Here is a 20,145-nt window from a genome sequence, read left to right on the forward strand (position 1 = left end):
GCGAGGAAAGGCGGATGCGCCGTGCCCGCCATTTCGCCACAGGCTGTCGTCGCCCGGCTTGCCCGGGCGACCCAGTACTCGCCGATGTTCGCGATTGATCACCAGCGTCTGTGTCTACTGGATCCCCGCATGCGCGGGGATGACAGTCGGAGTGCGAGGCGACAGTGGACGCGGCTACGCCGACGCGCGTGCAGCTACGACGCCTTCCTGGCGCGCATCAGGTCCGAGAACCGCCGGAACAGGTAATGCGAATCGCGGGGGCCGGGCGAGGCTTCCGGGTGGTACTGCACCGAGAACACCGGTTTGCCCTCGAGCTGGATGCCGCAGTTGGAGCCGTCGAACAGCGAGATGTGGGTCTGCAGCGCGCCGGCGGGCAGGGTCGCCTCGTCCACGGCAAAGCCGTGGTTCATCGAGGTGATTTCCACCTTGCCGGTGGTCTCGTCCTTGACCGGGTGATTGGCGCCGTGATGGCCCTGATGCATCTTCTTGGTCTTGGCGCCGACGGCGAGGCCGAGCATCTGGTGGCCGAGGCAGATGCCGAAGGTCGGCGTGCCCGAGGCGATCACCTGCTGGATCACCGGCACGGCATATTTGCCGGTCTCGGCGGGATCGCCCGGGCCGTTCGACAGGAACACGCCGTCCGGCTTCAGCGCCATGATGTCTTCGGCCGAGGTGGTGGCGGGAACGACCGTGATCTTGCAACCCTCGCCGGCCAGCAGGCGCAGGATGTTGCGCTTGATGCCGTAATCGATGGCCACGACATGGAATTCCGGCGCGGTCTGGCGGCCAAAACCCTTTTCCCATTCCCACGGGGTCTCATCCCAGCTGTAACGCTGCGACGAGGTGACCATGGGCACCAAGTCCATACCCTCGAGGCCGGGCCACTCGCGGGCCTCTTCCTTCAGGCCGTGCAGGTCGAACACGCCATCCCTGGCATGAACCAGCACCGCGTTGGGCATGCCCTTTTCGCGGATCAGCGCGGTCAGGGCGCGGGTGTCGATGCCGGAGATGCCGATGATGCCGCGCGCCTTCAGCCACGCGTCGAGGTCGCGGGTGGAGCGGTAATTCGACGGATCGGTGATCCCTGCGCGCAGGATCACTCCGCGGGCGCCCGGCGTCGCCGCCATGTTCACGGTCTCGATATCCTCGTCGTTGGTGCCGACGTTGCCGATATGCGGGAAGGTGAAGGTGATGAGCTGCCCGGCATAGGAGGGATCGGTGAGGATCTCCTCATAGCCGGTCATCGCCGTGTTGAAGCAGACTTCGCCGACCGCCTGGCCTTCCGCGCCGAGGCCGAAGCCTTCGAGCACGGTGCCATCGGCAAGCACGAGGAGCGCGGTCGGTTTGTGGTCCGGCCAGGCTGATGCATTTTCAGAGGGGGTCATGAGTGGACTACATAGTCCGCAGCCGGGCTTGCGTCAAAGCCGGAACAGGTAGATTCACATGACAATCGCCGCAAATGGTGGAAATTTGGGCGGCAAGGGGAGATGAACATGGCCGAGGCAATGCCGATTCTGCTGGTTCCCGGTCTGGCCTCGTCGCCCCGGATCTATGCCCCGGTCATTCCTGCATTGTGGCGCTGCGGCCCGGTGACGGTGGCCAACCACATCCGCGACGACAGCATGGCGGCGATCGCCCGCCGCATCCTGGCCGAGGCGCCGCCGCGCTTCGCACTGGCCGGCCATTCGATGGGCGGCTACATTGCCTTCGAGATCATCAGGCAGGCGCCGGAGCGGGTGATGCGGCTGGCGCTGCTCAACACCCAGGCCGTGCCGGACACCCCAGTGGCCAGCGAGCGGCGGCGCGGGCAGATTTCCCGGGTCGAGGCCGGGCGATTTCACGACGTGCTCGACGAACTGTTTCCCGGTTTCGTGCATCCGTCGCGGCAGGACGACCCCGGGTTGCGCCGGCTGGTCCATGACATGGGCGACGACATCGGTCCCGAGGCCTTCATCCGCCAGCAGACCGCGGTGATGGAGCGGCCGGATTCGCGGCCCACCCTGAGCGCGATCCGCTGCCCGACGCTGGTGCTGTCGGGCGATCAGGACGCCACCATCCCGAACAGCCAGTCGGTCGACATGGCCGATGCCATCGCCGGCGCGACGCTGGCGATCATTCCGGAGTGCGGACATCTGTCGCAGGCGGAGCGGCCGCAAGCCACCGCCGAGGCCTTGGTGTCGTGGTTGCGCGGCTGAATCGACCTCTCCGGCCATTTTGCATACGGGTGTCGCCGATGCGGTGATACGCGGGATCAAATTGAATCGCTCCAATGCCCCCGCCAGCGCTTGCGGCAACGGGCAATCGCCGCTAGCAAACGCCATCTTTCTGTCTATTTTCGGACATTTTCTTTGCAACTCGACTATTTCACCGTGATGGCGGCACGCTCCGCTGCCTCACCTGCGCGGTGGCGGCGGCCGTTCTTGCGCTGGCTCGACGGCATCGAGAAGGGCTGGGGCATTCCCCTGCTGATCGCCGCCTTCGCCGCGGTCTGGCTGCTGTTCCTGATGATCGCCTATCTCAGCGGCGACCTGCATGCCGACGCCCTGGAGGCCTGGGTGGTGGGCCGCGATTTCGCATGGGGCAATGCCAAGCATCCGCCGCTGATGGGCTGGATCGCCTTTCTGTGGACCCTGGTGTTTCCGCTGACCGACTGGTCGATCCAGTTGCTGGCCATGACCAACGCCGCGGTGGCGCTGTGGGCCGTCGACCTGATCGCGCGCCGTTTCGTGCGCGGCGACCAACGCGCGGTGGTACTGCTGCTCCTGATGCTGCTGCCGGCCTACCAGTTTCATGCCCAGCGCTTCAACGCCAACACCGTGCTGCTCGCGGTCTGGCCGCTGGCGACGTACTGTTTTCTACGCGCCTTTGAGACCCGGACCGTCGCCTGGTCGGCCGCGGCCGGCGCGATGGCCGCGCTGGTGATGCTCGGCAAGTATTATTCGGTGTTCCTGGTCGGCAGCTTCGCGCTGGCGGCGCTGATGCATCCGCAGCGCCGGCTGTATTTCCGCTCCTGGTCGCCCGTCGTGTCGACGCTGACGGGGTTGGCCGTGCTGGGGCCGCACCTGTACTGGCTGGCGACCACCGGCGCCACGCCGTTCAGCTATGCCATGCAGGTCCATGGCGGCGTGCCCTTCCGGCAGTCGCTGGTCGAGGCGGCGATGTTCCTGCTGGGCCTGGCCGCGACGATGGCGCTGCCCGCGCTGGTGTGGATCCTGAGCGCGGAGACACGGCTGGCGAGATTCGTAGCGGATTTCCGTGCCATGAATCCCGGCCTGGTGCTGCTGTTCTGGATCTTGTTCGGCACCGTCGCGCTGCCGGTGGTCACGACCGTCGCACTGGGCACCGACATGCCGTCGCTGTGGGCGCTGCAGGGGCTGTTCCTGGTCGCGATCCTGATCGTCTGCGGCGCGAGTTTCGCGCTCGAACGGCTCTACGTCGTCAACATGATGGTGTTTGTTGGCGGCATCGCGCTGTTGGCCGTGACGGTGGCGGCGCCGATTCATGCCATCTATCGCAATGACGCGGGCGCCAACGACCGGACCTATTACCGGCTGGCCGCCATGGAGCTGACGCGACGTTGGCATGACGTTGCCCACGTGCCGCTGCCGGCGGTGTCGGGCGACGACCCTCTGGCCTTCGCCACTGCCTTCTACAGCCCCGATCACCCGCGTTATTCCCGCCCCTTCCGCCACCAGTACAAGTGGGGCATGCCGCGGGTGACCACGCTCGACAAGGGCTGGGCGGCGATGTGCTTCGCCGACAACGCGGCATGCCTCGGCTGGATGGCCAGCGTGACGGCGATTGCTCCGCGATACAGCCGTGTTGATTTCACCGTGACGCCGCAGCTCTGGGGGCGTCCCGGCCGGCCCGCCAGCATCGCCGCACTGATGGTGCTGCCGGTGGCCGCTGGCCAGCCGGCACCGTCGCGCGTGCCGGCCGATGACGTCGGCGCCAGCCAGCGGCACCGCTGAACCCTCGTCCGCGGTTGTATGCGCGGGCCAAACGGCCTAGATCGTCCCGACCGATCAATCCGGCGCCGCGCTCGCGGCGGACCGTGAAGGAGACGCGAGATGCTGCGCGACGATATCAACAATGCCGTCAAGGACGCCATGCGGGCCAAGGACGAGCGCAAGCTTTCCACCCTGCGGATGGTCAATTCGACCATCAAGAACGCCGACATCGCCGCCCGCGGCGAGGGCAAGCCCTTGCTCACCGATGGCGAGATCCTGGTGGTGCTGCAGAAAATGATTAAGCAGCGCCAGGAATCCGTCGAACTCTACGACAAGGGCGGCCGCGCCGAACTGGCCGACCAGGAGCGCGCCGAGATCGCCGTCATCACCGCCTACCTGCCGCAGCAGATGTCCGACGACGACGTCAAGACGGCGATCGCCGCCGCCATCGCCGAGATCAATGCTGTGGGCATCAAGGACATGGGCAAGGTGATCGCCGCGCTGAAGGCGAAGTATTCCGGCCAGATGGATTTTGCCAAGGCCAGCGGCCTGGTCAAGGCTGCGCTGACGGCGTGAATCCTTAACCTCTCCCCGCTCTTCGCGGGGAGAGGTCGGACCCCGAGCGAAGCGGAGGGCTCCGGGTGAGGGGCCGGGCACCGTGCTCACCTCATACAATTCGCTCTGGGGTCTGCAGCTTTCGACCCGAAGAATTTAATATCAGGCGGGCCGGTGCCTCGCCCCTCATCCGACCGGCTTCGCTGCGCTTCGCCGGTCGACCTCTCCCCGCGAAGAGCGGGGAGAGGTAAAGAGCGCCGCCGAATGATAATAAACTTCAGGGAGCCGTCCGCGATGCTCACCGAAACGTCCGACTACGATCAGCTCTATCGCGAGTTTCGCTGGGACATTCCTGCGCGTTTCAATATCGCCACAGCAGCTTGCGACCGTCACGCCGATGGCTCGGGCAGGCTGGCGTTGATCTATGTCGACGAGGACGGCGCCACGACGCGCTTTTCGTTCGACCAGATGCAATCCTTTTCGCGCCGCTTTGCCAATGTCCTGAAGGCCGACGGGCTCAGTCGCGGCGATCGCGTTGCGGTGTTCCTGTCGCAGTCGGTGGAATTGCCGATCGTGCATCTTGCTGCATTCCGCTCCGGCTTCGTCTCGGTGCCGCTGTTCACTTTGTTCGGCGAGGACGCGCTGGAATTCCGGCTGGCCAATTCCGGGGCGAAGGCGGTGGTCACCGACGCGAGCGGGTGGGCGAAGCTGTCCAGGATCCGCGACCGGCTGCCGGATCTGCAGCATATCTATGTGACCTCGGCTACGCCCGGTGCGGCAGCGAAATCGTTCTGGCCGGCGATCGAGTCTGCTTCCGACGATTTCGCGACCGTTGATACCTCCTGCGACGATCCCGCCATCATCATCTACACCTCCGGCACGACAGGTAATCCTAAGGGCGCGCTGCATGCGCATCGCGTGCTGCTCGGCCATCTTCCCAATGTGGAGATGGTGCACGGCTTCTTCCCCAAGCCCAATGATGTCTACTGGACGCCGGCGGACTGGGCATGGATCGGCGGGCTGTTCGACGCGCTGTTTCCGGCCTGGTATCACGGCGTGCCGATTGTCGGCCATCGCGCGAAAAAGTTCGAGCCGCAGGCCGCGATGCAATTGATGGCCGATCACGAGGTGCGCAATGTGTTCCTGCCGCCGACCGCGCTGAAGCTGATGCGGCAGGCCGATGTCAAACATCCCGGGGTGCACCTGCGCAGCATGCTGACCGGGGGCGAGTCGCTCGGTGCCGAATTGCTCGGCTGGGTGCGCAACACTTTCGGCATCGATGCCCACGAGATCTACGGCCAGACCGAATGCAACCTGGTGGTCGGCAACAATGCAAAACTGTTCCCGATCCGGCCGGGATCGATGGGCAAGGCCACGCCAGGTTTTGACGTGCGCATCGTCGACGAGAGCGGCAAGGAATTGCCATCAGGCGCGCGCGGCATTGTCGGCGTCCGCCAGCCCAATCCTTGCACCATGCTCGGCTACTGGCAGAACCCGGAAGGCACCGCGAAGAAATTTGCCGGCGAATTCCTGCTGACCGGCGATCTCGGGGTGCAGGACGACGACGGCTATTTCTGGTATGTCAGCCGCGAGGACGATGTGATCACCTCCGCCGGCTACCGGATCGGCCCCTCCGAGATCGAGCATACCTTGCTCAAGCACCCGGCGGTGGCCAATGCCGCGGTGGTGGGCGTGCCCGATCCGATCCGCAGCGAGGCGATCAAGGCCTGGATCGTGCTGCGCCCCGGCTTCGAGGCCGGCGAGGCCTTGGCGCGCGAGATACAGGACTTCGTCAAGGTGCAGCTCGCCGCGCACGAATATCCGCGCCACGTGCAGTTCGCCGACAGCTTGCCGATGACCGCCACCGGCAAGGTGCTGCGGCGCGAATTGCGCGCGCTGGGCTGATCATCGCGTATTGACGCCGCCCGGCGACGGCGCATGATGCCTCCCATAAGAATAGCATTGGGAGGGGAAGCCCATGACATCCATCTCGGGAAAGACCGATCCGGTCGTCCGGCGCATCACCGCCGCCGACATCGCGGAGTCGCTGGGCGAGGGGCTGCGCGATTTCCAGGCGGCGCCGCTGTTCGGGCTGGCCTTCGGCGCGCTTTACGTCGCTGGCGGCATCGCCATCCTGCTCAGCCTGACCGCATTCGGCATGGTTTACCTCGCTTATCCGCTGGCCGCCGGCTTTGCGCTGATCGGGCCGTTCGTTGCCGTCGGCCTCTATGAGGTGAGCCGCCAGCGTGAGGCCGGGCAGCGGCCGTCGTGGCGCGGCATCTGGGCCACCGTGAAGACGCGCAGCGAGATCGGCTGGATGGCCTTCGTCACGCTGTTCGTGTTCCTCATCTGGATGTACCAGGTGCGCTTGTTGATCGCCGTGCTGCTCGGCCTCAACGCATCCTTCGCCAGCCTGCCGGAATTCATCACGGTGGTGCTGACCACCAATGAAGGGTTGGTGTTCCTGGCGCTCGGCAATCTGGTCGGCGCGGCGCTGTCGCTGATCCTGTTCTCGCTCACGGTGGTGTCGTTCCCGCTGCTGCTGGAGCGCGACATCGACGCGGTCACCGCGATGATCACCAGCGTGCGCGCGGTGGTGATGAGCCCGCTGCCGATGATCGGCTGGGCCGCGGTCATCGTGGTGCTACTGGCGGTGTCGTCGCTGCCGTATTTCCTCGGCCTGCTGGTGACGCTGCCGGTGCTCGGCCACGCCACCTGGCATCTGTACCGGCGCATCGTTGTGCCGGTCGCGGCGTCCGATGCGGTGACGTCGCCGCCGCCGCTCGGATCGCCGGCGACGGGATAGGCTCCGATCGAGCCGGCAAGACCTGCTCTACGCCGCGATTGTCTTCTCGAAAGCCACCGGCTGGCCGGTCTCGAGAATGCTCTTGAGGCTCGACAGCACCAGCGGCCAGCCCTCGGAAATGCTGGGCAGGGTCTTGCTGCCTTCAGCGAAGCCGTCGTGGGTGACGGTGAGCTTGACGGCGCCCCGGGTGGTGGGTTCGAGCACGAACGTCACCTGCGAAGGCCGCTCCTGCTTCATGGCCTCGTCGAACACCGTCAGCCAGCTATAGACCAGCCGGCGCGGCGGATCGGATTCCAGGATGACGCATTCGTTCATGATCTGGCCGCCGCGCGTCATCTGCATGGGCGAGCCGACCTTCCAGTCCGAGGTCAGCTTGCAGCCGAACCAGTAGCGTTCGGTGAAATCCGTATCGGTCAAAGCGTGCCAGAGTTTGTCCGGCGTGGTGTTGATGAAGGTCGTGTAGACGAATTCCGGTTTACTCATCGTCCTTCTCCAGTTGGCGTTTCAAGGCGCTGAGCGCGGTGAGCTTGCCGCGCTCGAATTTCCTGATCCAGCGCTCGCCGATGTCAAAGATCGGCACGGGATTGAGATAGTGCAGCTTCTCGCGGCCATGCCTGATGGTCGCGACCAGATTGGCGGCCTCCAGGATCGCCAGATGCTTGGTCACCGCCTGCCGGCTCATGGCGAGGCCGTCGCACAGTTCGTTCAGCGTCTGGCCGTTCCGGGCATGAAGCCGGTCCAGCAACGAACGTCGCGACGCGTCGGCCAGTGCCTTGAAGACTTCATCCATGGCGGAGATAATAGGCAACCAAATAGTTGCATGTCAAGTCGACGATTGAGGCGATCCCGATTGCTGCTAGAGTTGAACCGACGCCGTCATGGCCGGCACGTGGCCAGGCAGGACGCAGCTCCGGAGCCAATCGATGTCCCTTCAGCTCTATCTCGCCTTCGTCGCCGCCTGCGTCGCGCTGGCGCTGTTGCCCGGACCGAATGTCACCTTGGTGATCGCCAGCGGCCTGCGCTACGGCACCCGCGCTGCACTGACTGTCATTGCCGGCACGCAAGTGGGACTGGCCGTCGTGATCGGCATCGTCGCGCTCGGCCTGGCCACGCTGATGGCCACCATGGGCTACTGGTTCGACTGGGTGCGCCTGGCGGGCGCGGCCTATCTGGTGTGGCTCGGCATCAAGCTGATCCGCGCGCCGGTCGAAGGCCTCGATGCCGACGTGGCGCCGCCGCGCGGCGGCTTCTTTTGCAGGGCCTGCTGGTGCTGCTCAGCAATCCCAAGGTGCTGGTGTTCTTCGGCGCCTTCATTCCGCAGTTCGTCGACATGGAGAAGAACCAGATGCTGCAGGTCGCGATCCTCGGATTCACCTTCATGGTGATCGCGGGGATCACCGACGCGATCTATGCAATCCTCGCCGGCCGTGCGCGAAAGTTCTTTTCGGCGCGGCGGACGCGAATGCTGTCGCGCGCATCCGGCGGCTTCATGATCGGCGGCGGGATCTGGCTGGCATTGACGCGGGCGCGCTGAGGCGCGATTGAACCATCCCGCCCGACGCGGCGTCCAAGCCTCATGGCGTCAACCGGCGTCGGTTCTTCCCGAGGTCGCGCCTTGCCCGATATCCCCTGGTACGCCTATGCGATCGTGCTGTCGCCGGCCGTCCTCTTCCTGATCGCCGCAACCTGGAAATATCTCCAGGTCCGTGCCGCCAGCGACTGGCCGTCGACGCCCGGCAAGGTCGTGGTGTCGACTTCCGAAGTGCGCGACGTCAAGGTGATCGACGACACCCGTGCCGATCGCCAGCGCCTTGAGCAGCGCAACTTCGCCAATATCGTCTACGAATACACGGTGAGCGGACAGAAGCTGCGCAACAACCGCGTCGACATCGGCGAGAACCGCGGCAATTTCGAGGTTGCCGAAACCATCGCGCGCTATCCGGTCGGCGCCGATGTCACCGTTTACTACAATCCGCGGCACCCGCGGGATGCGGTGCTGGAGCGCGATCTGCCGAAAGGCGCCGCCGGCTGCCTGGCCTGGGGCATCGTCATCGTGCTGGTCATCGTGTTCGGCGGCGCGTTCGGCGGCAAGCACATGGCGGACTATGTTGCCGCGCATCTGGCCGATCCCAAACTGTCGCCGCTGGTGATGGCGCTGGGCGCGTTCGGTTTTTTCATCGCGCTGTTCGGGCTGGCGCTGCATCGCCAGTCGAGGTTGGCGCGGAGCTGGCCGGTGGTGCCCGGCGTGATCAAGCTATCGGGCGTGGAGACCTATCAAAGCGCCGACAGCGACACCGGCCGCGCCGGACCGATGATGCACGAGCGCAAGGTGACCTACAGCTACCGCTTCAACCATATCGCCTATATCGGGAGCGCCGGCAGCATCAGCACCAGCAATCCGTCGCCGCCACGCTGGCAGATGCGCTTGTTCGGCATGGACTACCAGAACGGCGCGGCGGTCCGCGTGTTCGTCAACCCCGCCAACCCGACCGACTCCACCCTCAATCCGGGCGGCGGGGCAGCGTGGTTCCTGTGGGCCATCGCGGCGGGATTTGCGGTGGCGGCGGGTTACGTCGCGACGCATGGGTAGTTTCTTTCCCCTCTCCCCCAGCAAAGCGAAGCTTTGCGCAGCGGGAGAGGGTGCCTTCGCGCAGCGAAGGCGGGAGAGGGACGGCGGCAAGCGCTGTAGAAGAGCCCACTCTCCCGGCTCGAACCCGCTGCGCGTGTTCGATCCACCCTCTCCCGCCTGCGCGCAGCTTCGCTGCGCTTGGGGGAGAGGGAAGGGAAGTAGCTCCACCTAGATCAGCCCCTTCGTCTTCAGCACCGCTTCGATCTCGCCAAAGATCTGCGTCAGCCGCTCGGCCCATTGCGTCTCGCCGGCCTGATCCGAAATCAGGTCCTGCCTGATCTCGATGCCGGTATTCATCAGTCCGCGCGCTTCGGCATGGACCGGAATGGTGTAGTCGGTGGCATCCGACACCGCATAGGGCTCGTTGTCGCCGACCACGAGATCCGGCTCGGCGCGCAAGAAATCCAGCAGCAGCGGCGGCAGGCGAGTGTCTTTCTGATAGAGCGTGCCGATGTGCCAGGGCCTGGCGATGCCGGCATAGACCGGCGTGAAACTGTGTAGTGCCACCAGCACCGTGGGCACGCCGTCGCGCTGCCTTTGGTCGATGGTCTCGCGAATACGCTGGTGGTAGGGATCGAAGATCTCGCGCCGCCGCGCCTCGGCCTCGTCGCGGCTCAGCCCCTCATTGCCCGGCACCGTGGTGGCTTCGCTGATGATCGGGATCGAGCTCGGCGCTTCCGGCGGGCGATTGCAGTCGATCACCAGCCGCGAATAGCGCTGCGCGATCAGATGCGCGCCCAGCGCGCCTGCCATCTGCTCGGCGACGCCGGCAATGCCGATATCCCAGCCGATATGGCGCCGCCGCTCGCTGTCGGGCAGGCCGAGGTCGCCCAGCATGGCGGGGATCAGCCGGCCATAATGATCGCAGGTCAGCAGAAACGGCGAGGCGCTGCCGGCATTTTGTTCCCAGACCGGGGGAACTTCCCCGGCGCCGAGGCGTAGTGAAGTGTCGCTGACGCTGCTCAAAGCGCTTTTCCCCTGCATTGCCTAACGAGGCAGCAAACCGTCCTGTCAATCAGCAGGCATCGGTATAGATTTCACGATATGAATCATAGCCATCATATGAATGACGCGACGATGCCCCTGCTGACGATTCATCACAAGACCGAATATCGCTATGCCCATCCGGTGGCGTTCGGCGAGCATCGCATCATGCTGCGTCCGCGCGACGGGCACGACCTCCGCATGCTCACGGGTAATCTGCAGATCACCCCGGAGCCGATGTCGCTGCGCTGGATCCACGATGTGTTCGGCAATTCGGTGGCCATCGCCACCTTCGACGAGCGTGCCCGCACGCTGACCTTCAGCGCGACCGCCACCATCGAGCACATGCCGACCGATGAATTCGCGCTGACGCCGGACGACCGCGCCTATTTCTACCCCTTCATGTATGACGGCGACGAACTGCCCGACCTGCGGGAATTCATCCGCCCGCAATATGGCGATCCCGACGGCGAGCTGGCTTACTGGGCGCGCGGATTCCTCGATCCCGACGGGCCGACGCCGACCTTCAACATCCTCGCCGGTATGACCCATGGCATCCGCAAGCAGTTCAAGTACCGCAAGCGCCACGAGCACGGCACCCAGCATCCGCTGGATACGCTGCAGACCCAGTCCGGCACCTGCCGCGACTTCGCATTGTTCATGATCGAGGCCTGCCGCCGCCTCGGTATCGCCGCGCGCTTCGTCTCTGGCTACCTGTTCATTCACGGCGATAAGCAGCATGGCTATGTCGGCGGCGGCTCCACCCACGCCTGGGTGCAGGTCTATCTTCCCGCCGCGGGCTGGATCGAGTTCGATCCCACCAACGGCATCGTCGGCAGCCGCGATCTCATTCGCGTCGCCGTGGCGCGTGATCCGCGCCAGGCGATCCCGCTGCACGGCACCTATCTCGGTTCGGCTGACGCTTTCCTCGGTATGGATGTCAGCATCAATGTCGTCTCGGTCGGCGAAGACGTAAAGGCACACACCTAACATGCTCATCAGGGTCGGCTTCGAGATCACCTATGCAGCGCCGCAGCCGACACCGATGGTGACGATGCTCAGCATCCATCCGTCGCGATGGAGCGACATCGTCGGCACCGAGTCCATCACCACCGATCCGAACGTGCCGATCACCTATTACCGCGACAGCTTCGGCAATGTCTGCGGCCGGCTGGTGGCCCCGGCCGGCGGCATCACCTTCCACGGCAACACGCTGGTGCGCGATTCCGGCCAGCCCGACGTGGTGGTGCCGGCGGCGCAGCAATTGCCGATCGACCGGCTGCCCGACGAATGCCTGCTCTACCTGATGGCCAGCCGCTATTGCGAGACCGACAAGCTCACCGACATCGCCTGGTCGCTGTTCGGCAATACCGAGCCCGGCTGGAATCGGGTGCAAACCATCATCGCCTTCGTGCACAACCATGTGAAATTCGGCTACGAGCATGCCCATGCGATGAAGTCGGCCCATGACGTCTACGCCCAGGGCAATGGTGTGTGCCGCGACTACGCGCATCTGGCGCTGACCTTTTGCCGCTGCATGGGCATTCCGGCGCGCTACTGCACCGGCTATATGGGCGACATCGGCATTCCCTATGACGGATCGGTGATGGACTTCTCCGGCTGGTTCGAGGTCTATCTGTCCGGCCGCTGGTACACCTGCGACGCCCGCCACAACAAGCCGCGCATCGGCCGCATCCTGATGGGCACCGGCCGCGACGCCGCCGACGTGGCGCTGACCACCAGCTTCGGCCGCATGGACCTGGTCAAGTTCTTTGTGATATCCGACGAGATCAAGAACCCGGACCCCGTCGACTGATGACTGCAGCGCTTGATCTGATCTTCGTTTACGGCACCCTGATGCGCCGCTTCGATCATCCGATGTCGAAGCTGCTGTCGCGCAGTGCGGAATTTCTGGGCGAGGGCCGCTGCCCCGGCCGGCTCTACATGATCGCGCATTATCCAGGCCTGTTGCGGGCCGCCGCGCCGGGCGACGTCGTATCCGGCGAACTCTATCGCATGCATGATCCGGCCGCACTGCTGGCCGAACTCGACGAGTACGAAAGCTGCGGCCCGAACTTCGATCCGCCCACTCTGTATCTGCGCGAGACGCTGCCGGTGACGCTGGCCGACGGCAGCGTGCACGAGGCTTGGACCTACATCTACAATCGCCCGGTGGAGGAGGCGAAGCGCATCGCCTCCGGCCGGTTTCTGGAAAAATAGCACGCCGCGCTCCGGATCATCGGCCGATCTGCCTTCACCATGTGATCAGCGGAGCGCGATGCCGCCAGGCCTCGTTACCGAGTTGGTCGAGGACGAAACCCGCCACGTCCGAGCGCGATATCGTTCCGCCATGGAAGCCGGTAAGGTCGGTGATCGCCCGCACCGTGTTGCGGGCGGGCTTGTCGTTCAGCACGGACGGGCGAACCAGACTCCAGTCGAGCCCGCTGGCCCTGACGATGGCTTCCTGCCGGTTCTTGTCGGCATAGACCTTGCGCAGCAGAAGCGGGAAAATCAGCCTGTCGAAAACAAAGCCGCCATGTCCGGCGCTGTCGCCGGCGCCCATCCCCGTGATGCAGACGAGCCGCGAGACGTGCTCGGCCTTCATGGCGCTCACGAGCGCGCGCGTGGCAGTGGAGAGCAGCGTCACCTCGCGAAACGGACTGGCCGGTGTGCCCAGGGCACTGACGACCGCGGTCCGCCCTTTGATTGCTTCACGCAAGGCGGCTTCGTCGCGGGCATCTCCGACGACGAGTCTTGCCCCTTTGAGGTCACCGGCCTTCTCCGCTGAACGGACGAGGGCCGTGACGTCATATCCGCGCGTTACCGCCTGGTTGACGATCAGGCGGCCGGTGCCGCCGGTGGCGCCGAGGACGAGCAGCTTCGGCTGGGTCTGGACGGTGTCGGTTGCAGAGTCTTGCATGGCAGTTGCCTCGAAAAGCGGGAGGCCTGAGAGGCCGTCCCGTCGGTGAAGTTTCGGGTGGGACCGGAGGCTGCGCCGTCAGGCCGCGATTTCCCTGGCGAAGTCGCGGTAGGAGCGGAGCGGACGGCCCAGCAGCGCCGTCAGGCGGGTGACGTCGCCGGCCTCGGGGAGCATGCCGTCGGTGAGAAAGCGCTCGCTCATCAGCCGCATGTCGAACGCCATCCAGCCCGGCATGAACGCCCTGAGGTTCTGCTCGAAAGCTGCGGTGTCGTCGCCGCCATAGGCGATGGGACGACCCAGCACCTCCGACCAGATGGCGGCGATCTGGTCCCCGGTCAGCGTGTCCGGACCGACGACGTTGATGCGCTCGAGCGGCAGCGGGGCGGTCGCCTGCTCGCGACGGATCAGTTCGATGGCCGCGATCTCGCCGATGTCGCGTGCATCGACCATGGCGAGGCCCTTGCTGCCGACCGGCATCGGGTAGACGCCATGGCCTAGCACGACGTCCTTGATGGTGAGATCGTTGTTCATGAAATATGCCGGGCGCAGGATGGTGGCGTTGAAGCCCATCCGCTCGATCATCCGCTCGACGCCGAACTTGCCGGCGAAGTGCGGCACGTTCACGTAGAGATCGCTGTGGATCACCGACAGATAGACGATCCGTTCGATGCCGGCCTCGCGGGCGAGGTTGAGCGCGATCAGCGCCTGCGTGACTTCATCGGCCACCACGGCGTTGAGCAGAAACAGGGTGGAGGCACCTGCAAAGGCGCCGCGTAGCGAGTCGACGTCGAGCAGATCGCCCTGCACGACGGTGACGCCCGCCGGCAGGTTCGTCTTGGCGGGATCGCGGACCAGCGCCCGCACGTCGGCGCCGCGCTTGACGAGCTGTTCGACGACCTGGCGGCCGATGGTGCCGGTTGCGCCGGTAACGAGGATGGTCATGGGGATCACTCCGGTTGGTTGAAAACACACCCGGAAAATAGCGATCCACATTTGTGCCGATAGACAGTATATTTAGACAGATCGTCTCATTGGTGGAACATATGGATCTGCTTGCCCTAGCTGACTTCAATCTTGTGGCTCGGCACGGCGGGTTCGGCCGGGCCGCGCGGGCCGCTGGCCGCCCCAAAGCCACCCTGTCCCGCCGTGTCGCGGAACTGGAGGCGGCCCTCGAGCTGCGTCTGTTCGAGCGCGGCGCGCGGACGCCGAAGCTGACCGAAGAGGGGCGGGCGCTGTTCGAGCGAACCGGGGCCTTGCTGACCGAGATCGAGGAGACGGCCGCAGCGATCGCTTCGGGCGGAGACCGGCCGCGCGGGACGTTGCGGATCAGCGCGCCCCTGCTGTTCTCCCAGACCGCGATGGGCCAGCTCGCGGCTGGATTCGCGCTGAAATACCCGGAGGTCCGGCTTGAGGTCACGACCGAAGACCGCACCGTCGACATGGTCGAGGAAGGCTATGACCTGGCGATCCGGGTCAATCCCGATCCGGATGCGAGCCTTGTCGGCCGCATCTTTCTGCGCGATCGGCTGGTGGTGGTGGCGAGCCCTGGCCTCGCGCGTCCGGCCGACGATCGTGCTGTCCCTGCCGTCGTGAGGGGCGCCGGCGAGCCGGTGGCCGCTTGGGACGTGAGGGGGCCGGCCGGACCATCACGCATCGCGGTCGATCCGGTGCTGCGGCTGTCCTCGCTGCTGATGGTCCGCGATGCCGTGCGCGCGGGCGTCGGCGCCGGACGGCTGCCGATCTCGCTTGTCAGTCACGATCTCGCCGCCGGAACGCTGGTGCATTGGGGCGATGTGGACGGACCGGACATCGCTTTGTGGACGCTGTATCCGTCCCGCCGGCTGCTGAGCGCGCGCGTCTCGGCCTTCCTCGATTATTTGAAGTCGGCCTTCCCGATGGGGACGCCCGACGAACTGGCGGCCTATGTCGGGGCGTGAGACGAGGCGCTGACTAACGCGCCTCGCCTGGTTCGATCATGCTGCCCGAACCGTGCTGAGGAACTGGCCGACCTCGAGCTTCAGCCGGCTCGAGTCGCGCGACAGCGACCGTGCTGCGGACAGCACCTGCGACGAGGCCGAACCGGTCTCCGACGCGCCGCGCTGCACATCGGTGATGTTGACCGAAACCTGCTGGGTGCCCTGCGCCGCCTGCTGGACGTTGCGGGAAATCTCCTGCGTCGCAGCCCCCTGTTCTTCCACCGCCGAGGCGATGGTCGAGGCGATTTCCGACATCTGGGCGATGGTGACGCCGATCTCCTTGATGGCGGTCACCGACTCGCCGGTTGCAGCCTGCATGCTGGCGATCTGCGCGCTGACCTCGCCGGTAGCCTTGGCGGTCTGCTCGGCCAGCGCCTTGACCTCGGACGCCACCACGGCGAAGCCGCGGCCGGCGTCGCCGGCGCGCGCCGCCTCGATGGTCGCATTCAGCGCCAGCAGATTGGTCTGGCCCGCAATGTTGTTGATCAACTCGACGACAGCGCCGATGCGGCTGGCAGCAGCGGCCAGCACGCCGATCCGCTCGTTGGTCTTGTCCGCCTGCATCACCGCCTCGCCGGCGATGCGCGCCGAATCCTGCACCTGACGGCTGATCTCGTTGACGGAGGACGCCATTTCCTCGGTGGCCGAGGCCACCGACTGGACGTTGGTCGAGGCTTCTTCCGAGGCCGCGGCAACCATGGTGGTGACCTGCTGCGACCGTTCGGCAGTGGCTGTCAGCGATGCGGCGGAGGATTCGAGTTCGTTCGATGCCGACGACACGGTCTCGATGATCTCGCCGACCGCTCCCTCGAAATCATGGGCGAGCTTGATCATGTCGGCCTTGCGGACGCGGACGGCGTTCTGCTCGGCTTCCTTCTGTTCGGCCTCCATGCGGATCTTGGCGAGGCCGTTCTCCTTGAACACAAGCGCGGTCCTGGCGACATCGCCCACTTCGTCCCTGCGCTCGGTGCCCGCGACGTCGACATCGAAGCCGCCGCGTGCGAGCGACTGCAGCAGATGGACGACGGCGCGAATGGGCGCGGCGATTCCGTACTGGCCGATCAGGAAGCCAAGAACCAGTCCGACCACGACACCGACGGCCGAAATGATCACCATCATCTGCGCGGCGGCCTGATATTCGGTGGTCGCCTCTTTGGCAAAATTCTCGACGCGATCGTTCAAGCGGTCGGCCAGTGCTTTCACCTTGGCCTGCAGCGCTTCGGCCGCGGCACGGCTCGCCATGGCCGCTGCTTGCAGTTGCGCCGTCGTTTCGCTGAGTTGAGCCGCCTTGACGTCATCGCTGAGGCTAAGCGTCTTCTCCATGTCTTTCTTGTAGGCGGCGAAAGCGTCCTTGACGGCCGGCAGCATCGCGCGCGCCGCTTCGTCCGGGGTCTTGCTGACCTGCTCGATCCGCTCTTCGTACTGCTGGAGGTTCTCTTCGATGACCTTGCGTGCCGCGGTCCGGTTCTCCAGGCGTGGGTCCAGAGCTGTGCGGAACTCAGCGCGGTTGAGTGCGGTGACATTCTGATTGGCGCGGGCGGCCAGCAAGGCGCGTTTTGCAGCAGAGCTCATCAGGTCGGCCTTGGCATTGAGCGAACTCAGCGCCGTGATACCAAGATACGCCACGCCTGCGGCGATGCCCGCCATCAGGACAATGATCGACAAAATTTTGGTCAGTATCCTGAACCGCGCGAGGAAATTCATTAAAGGGCTCCAGATTTCGGTCTCTGATAACTTCAGACTGCAAAATCGGTATATAGATCCGATTGACTAACAATCGGGTGCATCGCCGCCCCAATGCTACTCCGCGTCGCAACAGGTTCAGCTACGACGTCCGCTTCCGCAAAAACTCAGTCGCATAAAGCAGCGCCGCGAGTGCGGTGAACCCCAGTCCGATCAGGCTCACCGTGGCCGCGCCGCCATGCGACACCGCGCTGCCGGACACGGCCGAGCCCACCGCGCCGCCGAAGAAGAACAGGCCGAGATATAGCGCGTTGAGCCGGCTGCGCACGTGCGGCGCCAGCGCGAAGATGGCGCGCTGGCCGGTGACCAGATGCGCCTGCGAGCCGGCATCGAGCACGATGCCCGCGAGCACGAAGGCGGCGAGCGAGCCGTGGCTGCCGCCGATCCACGTCAGCACGAAGCTGAGGCCCATGGCGGCGATGGCGACGCCGGTCACGGCGCGGCTGTGGCCGCGGTCGGCAAGCCGGCCGGCCAAGGGAGCAATCATCGCGCCGGCGACGCCCGACAGCAGGAAGGCGGACATCGCGAGATGGCCGAGCGAGAACGGCGGCGCCTCCAGCAGCAGCGGCGACGAGGTCCAGAACAGGCTGAAGGCGCCGAAGAACAGCGCCTGATAGGCGGCACGCCGCTGCAGCACCGGCGTGTGGATCAACAACTCCCACAACGAATGGATCAGCTTGCGATAGGTCAGCGCGTGCTCCGGCTGCCGCCGCGGCAGCACCCAGGCCATCAGCGCGATCACGGCGCACATCGCCACCGCCGAGCTGAGATAGACCGCGTGCCAGCCGAAGCTGCCGGCGATCAATGTCGAGACCGGCCGCGCCAGCAGGATGCCGAACAGCGCACCGGAGACGACGGTGCCGACCACCTGGCCGCGGCGCCGCTCGGGCGCCAGATGCGCCACCATCGGCACCAGCATCTGGGTCCCGACCGCGAAGATGCCGAGCAGCAGCGATGAGGCGAAGAACACCGCGGCGTTGGGTGCGGCGACGGAGATCAGCAGGCAGGCGACCAAACCGGCCAGCGTGATCAGCACCAGCTTCTTGTTCTCGACGAGATCGCCGAGCGGCACCAGGAACAGCAGTCCGGCCACATAGCCGAGCTGGATCATGGTGACGATGAAGCTGCCGGCATCGATGCCGATGCCGAACGCGGCGCTGATCGGGCCGACCAGCGGCTGCGCGTAATAGACATTGGCGACGGTGACGCCGCAGGTCAGGGCAAAGGCGAAAATCAGCCACGCGCCGGGACCGTCGTCCCGGGTGGTGGTCTCGGATGATGGGGGCATGACGTCTTTTCGTTGGCGGGAAGGCCCGCTGATATGGCGCATCGGCCCCGGCCGTGAAAGGGCGGTGCGGCGGATGGGTGCCATGCACGGGAGAAGCGTTATGCCAGTGCGGTGACAGCGCCGCCTCGATACCGCGCCTCGATCAATCCGCCCTTCGGAGCCGCACATCCACCTCGCGCTCCACAAAACGCCATTCCTCCGTCGCCCGGAGCATGCCGACCAGATCCTCGAAGACCTGCGCATGCTCCGGTGCGAATTCGAACCAGGTGAGAAAGTCGAACGGCTGGCCGAGGTCGCGGGCGTGATAGAGCTGCCGCGCGATCGCCGGCAGGTACTTCATCGACGCAGCGATGTGCTGCGACTTGTCCTCGAAGATCCGGCGACGTTCTTCCTGGGTGAGCTCCCACCACGCCGTGGATTTCCTGATCGGGATCAGCGCGGCCAGCGTGGCGTCGGGACGGCCGAGCCCGGCCTGCACCGCGACCAGGGCGGTCTTCTCGGTACGCTCCACATAGCGCACATGGCTGGCGACGCCGGTGAGCGGCCAGCCTGCAGCGGACGCCGCGGGCAGCGTGGCGACGGGCGCGACGGCGAGATGAGAGGCCGGCGCCAGGCTATCGCCGGTCACCGGCGTGATGCGGAGGATCTGCCGGCTGCCGGCGTCGCCGGCGGTGAAGGTTGTGAACATGGCCGGAGCAAAGCGTGGAACCGGGCGGGGTGCAAGAGCTCCGTCGTTCCGGGCGCGGGAGCGCAGCTCGAGCGAACCTCAGCCACTCCAATTGGAGTGGCGGGGAATCTGGAAAAGTTCAGCGATGACAGGCGCGGGAGTAACAGTCTATGCCCGCTTCTCAGGCTTCGCCTTCTGCAGCATGTAGGAGCGCAGTACCGCATTCATGCGCCGCTGATAGCCATCGCCCTCGCTCTTGAAAAAATCGAGCACGTCTTCGTCGAGGCGGATGGAGATGGCCTTCTTCTTCGCGGGAACGACGAGGACAAATTCTGACCAGTCCAGATCAAGCGGCACGGCGTCCGGATCATTCGCAACGGCTCTCGTGATCTCCTCGTCCGTCAACGCGTCGACGGCTGCCCAGTCGGTCTTACCCTTCCGGCGGTCGCCCCATTTCCTTGTTACGATAGTCTCTTTCTTCATTCGTCCTTGCGCGTCGCGCCGAGATAATCTGGATGACGTCTTTCCGTCGCGCAAACACAACGGCAATCAGTCGGTTGTCCGAATATCCAACCGCGACCCAGCGCTCCTCATTGTTGCGATCTGATCGACGCAGAACGACACGCC

The 20,145-nt window shown here is 65.3% G+C and carries 21 protein-coding genes and 1 pseudogene; 11 read left to right on the top strand and 11 right to left on the bottom strand.

Annotation, left to right across the window (positions count from 1 at the left end):
- Window positions 1-194: 194 nt before the first annotated feature.
- Window positions 195-1,385 (bottom strand): glutamine-hydrolyzing carbamoyl-phosphate synthase small subunit, encoded by a 1,191-nt coding sequence (gene carA / locus ACUXVA_RS10725; RefSeq protein ID WP_265080321.1) that lies wholly within the window; start codon window positions 1,383-1,385, stop codon window positions 195-197.
- Between the two features lie 108 nt (window positions 1,386-1,493).
- On the opposite strand from carA, the gene ACUXVA_RS10730 reads away from it, so the two are divergent.
- The 5 genes from ACUXVA_RS10730 (at window position 1,494) to ACUXVA_RS10750 (ending at window position 7,311) form a co-directional block, all read left to right on the top strand.
- A complete protein-coding gene (locus ACUXVA_RS10730) occupies window positions 1,494-2,195 on the top strand; it encodes an alpha/beta fold hydrolase (RefSeq protein ID WP_445492075.1) in 702 nt (233 codons plus the stop codon).
- A 153-nt stretch (window positions 2,196-2,348) separates the two neighbouring features.
- On the top strand, window positions 2,349-3,971 hold the full coding sequence (locus tag ACUXVA_RS10735) for a glycosyltransferase family 39 protein (protein ID WP_320109668.1): 1,623 nt from the start codon (window positions 2,349-2,351) through the stop codon (window positions 3,969-3,971).
- Window positions 3,972-4,070: 99 nt separating this feature from the next.
- The gene (locus ACUXVA_RS10740) at window positions 4,071-4,526 is read left to right on the top strand and encodes a GatB/YqeY domain-containing protein (protein WP_265080319.1); all 456 of its coding nucleotides are present in this window, start codon (window positions 4,071-4,073) and stop codon (window positions 4,524-4,526) included.
- 273 nt (window positions 4,527-4,799) lie between these two features.
- On the top strand, window positions 4,800-6,410 hold the full coding sequence (locus ACUXVA_RS10745; protein WP_445492078.1) for an acyl-CoA synthetase: 1,611 nt from the start codon (window positions 4,800-4,802) through the stop codon (window positions 6,408-6,410).
- A gap of 73 nt (window positions 6,411-6,483) precedes the next feature.
- Window positions 6,484-7,311 (top strand): DUF2189 domain-containing protein, encoded by an 828-nt coding sequence (locus ACUXVA_RS10750; RefSeq protein ID WP_265080317.1) that lies wholly within the window; start codon window positions 6,484-6,486, stop codon window positions 7,309-7,311.
- Window positions 7,312-7,338: 27 nt separating this feature from the next.
- On the opposite strand, the gene ACUXVA_RS10755 is transcribed toward ACUXVA_RS10750, so the two are convergent.
- Together ACUXVA_RS10755 and ACUXVA_RS10760 are read right to left on the bottom strand one after the other, a co-directional pair.
- Window positions 7,339-7,794, bottom strand: a complete 456-nt coding sequence (locus ACUXVA_RS10755) for an SRPBCC family protein (protein WP_265080316.1) — start codon at window positions 7,792-7,794, stop codon at window positions 7,339-7,341.
- The gene (locus tag ACUXVA_RS10760; protein WP_265083842.1) at window positions 7,787-8,101 is read right to left on the bottom strand and encodes an ArsR/SmtB family transcription factor; all 315 of its coding nucleotides are present in this window, start codon (window positions 8,099-8,101) and stop codon (window positions 7,787-7,789) included. The genes ACUXVA_RS10755 and ACUXVA_RS10760 overlap by 8 nt, the downstream gene beginning before the upstream one ends.
- A 133-nt stretch (window positions 8,102-8,234) precedes the next feature.
- On the opposite strand from ACUXVA_RS10760, the pseudogene ACUXVA_RS10765 reads away from it, so the two are divergent.
- Window positions 8,235-8,845, top strand: a pseudogene (locus ACUXVA_RS10765) (LysE family translocator).
- A gap of 81 nt (window positions 8,846-8,926) precedes the next feature.
- Window positions 8,927-9,901, top strand: a complete 975-nt coding sequence (locus ACUXVA_RS10770; RefSeq protein ID WP_265080315.1) for a DUF3592 domain-containing protein — start codon at window positions 8,927-8,929, stop codon at window positions 9,899-9,901.
- 207 nt (window positions 9,902-10,108) lie between these two features.
- Here ACUXVA_RS10770 and ACUXVA_RS10775 read toward each other — a convergent pair whose 3' ends face one another.
- Window positions 10,109-10,924 (bottom strand): N-formylglutamate amidohydrolase, encoded by an 816-nt coding sequence (locus tag ACUXVA_RS10775; RefSeq protein WP_445492081.1) that lies wholly within the window; start codon window positions 10,922-10,924, stop codon window positions 10,109-10,111.
- Window positions 10,925-11,017: 93 nt separating this feature from the next.
- Here ACUXVA_RS10775 and ACUXVA_RS10780 point away from each other — a divergent pair, with 93 nt between their 5' ends.
- The 3 genes from ACUXVA_RS10780 to ACUXVA_RS10790 are packed head-to-tail and all read left to right on the top strand — an operon-like array spanning window position 11,018 to window position 13,144.
- Window positions 11,018-11,914 carry a transglutaminase family protein gene (locus ACUXVA_RS10780; protein ID WP_265080313.1) on the top strand — a complete coding sequence of 299 codons (897 nt, stop codon included), beginning with the start codon at window positions 11,018-11,020 and terminating at the stop codon, window positions 11,912-11,914.
- A 1-nt stretch (window position 11,915) separates the two neighbouring features.
- Window positions 11,916-12,740, top strand: coding sequence for a transglutaminase-like domain-containing protein (locus ACUXVA_RS10785; RefSeq protein ID WP_445492083.1), 825 nt, complete (start codon window positions 11,916-11,918; stop codon window positions 12,738-12,740).
- Window positions 12,740-13,144: a gamma-glutamylcyclotransferase family protein gene (locus tag ACUXVA_RS10790; protein WP_265080311.1), complete on the top strand. Its 405-nt coding sequence runs from the start codon at window positions 12,740-12,742 to the stop codon at window positions 13,142-13,144. Before ACUXVA_RS10785 ends, ACUXVA_RS10790 begins: the two co-directional genes overlap by 1 nt.
- Window positions 13,145-13,178: 34 nt before the next feature.
- Here the strand turns inward: ACUXVA_RS10790 and ACUXVA_RS10795 are convergent, their stop codons facing one another.
- Window positions 13,179-13,844, bottom strand: coding sequence for an NAD(P)-dependent oxidoreductase (locus ACUXVA_RS10795; RefSeq protein ID WP_445492086.1), 666 nt, complete (start codon window positions 13,842-13,844; stop codon window positions 13,179-13,181).
- Between the two features lie 78 nt (window positions 13,845-13,922).
- Window positions 13,923-14,786, bottom strand: a complete 864-nt coding sequence (locus ACUXVA_RS10800; RefSeq protein WP_265080309.1) for an NmrA/HSCARG family protein — start codon at window positions 14,784-14,786, stop codon at window positions 13,923-13,925.
- A gap of 101 nt (window positions 14,787-14,887) precedes the next feature.
- On the opposite strand from ACUXVA_RS10800, the gene ACUXVA_RS10805 reads away from it, so the two are divergent.
- Entirely contained in the window at window positions 14,888-15,781 is an 894-nt protein-coding gene (locus ACUXVA_RS10805; protein ID WP_265080308.1) for a LysR family transcriptional regulator, read from the top strand.
- Window positions 15,782-15,817: 36 nt separating this feature from the next.
- On the opposite strand, the gene ACUXVA_RS10810 is transcribed toward ACUXVA_RS10805, so the two are convergent.
- From ACUXVA_RS10810 to ACUXVA_RS10830, 5 genes are all read right to left on the bottom strand, one after another.
- Window positions 15,818-17,524, bottom strand: a complete 1,707-nt coding sequence (locus ACUXVA_RS10810; protein ID WP_445492089.1) for a methyl-accepting chemotaxis protein — start codon at window positions 17,522-17,524, stop codon at window positions 15,818-15,820.
- A gap of 121 nt (window positions 17,525-17,645) precedes the next feature.
- A complete protein-coding gene (locus ACUXVA_RS10815) occupies window positions 17,646-18,851 on the bottom strand; it encodes an MFS transporter (RefSeq protein ID WP_265080306.1) in 1,206 nt (401 codons plus the stop codon).
- A gap of 142 nt (window positions 18,852-18,993) precedes the next feature.
- Window positions 18,994-19,539: a chlorite dismutase family protein gene (locus ACUXVA_RS10820; protein ID WP_445492091.1), complete on the bottom strand. Its 546-nt coding sequence runs from the start codon at window positions 19,537-19,539 to the stop codon at window positions 18,994-18,996.
- 147 nt (window positions 19,540-19,686) lie between these two features.
- Window positions 19,687-20,001: a BrnA antitoxin family protein gene (locus ACUXVA_RS10825; RefSeq protein ID WP_445492093.1), complete on the bottom strand. Its 315-nt coding sequence runs from the start codon at window positions 19,999-20,001 to the stop codon at window positions 19,687-19,689.
- A complete protein-coding gene (locus ACUXVA_RS10830; RefSeq protein ID WP_445493274.1) occupies window positions 19,949-20,134 on the bottom strand; it encodes a BrnT family toxin in 186 nt (61 codons plus the stop codon). The genes ACUXVA_RS10825 and ACUXVA_RS10830 overlap by 53 nt, the downstream gene beginning before the upstream one ends.
- Window positions 20,135-20,145: the final 11 nt, after the last annotated feature.

The organism is Rhodopseudomonas sp. RCAM05734 (assembly GCF_052658035.1).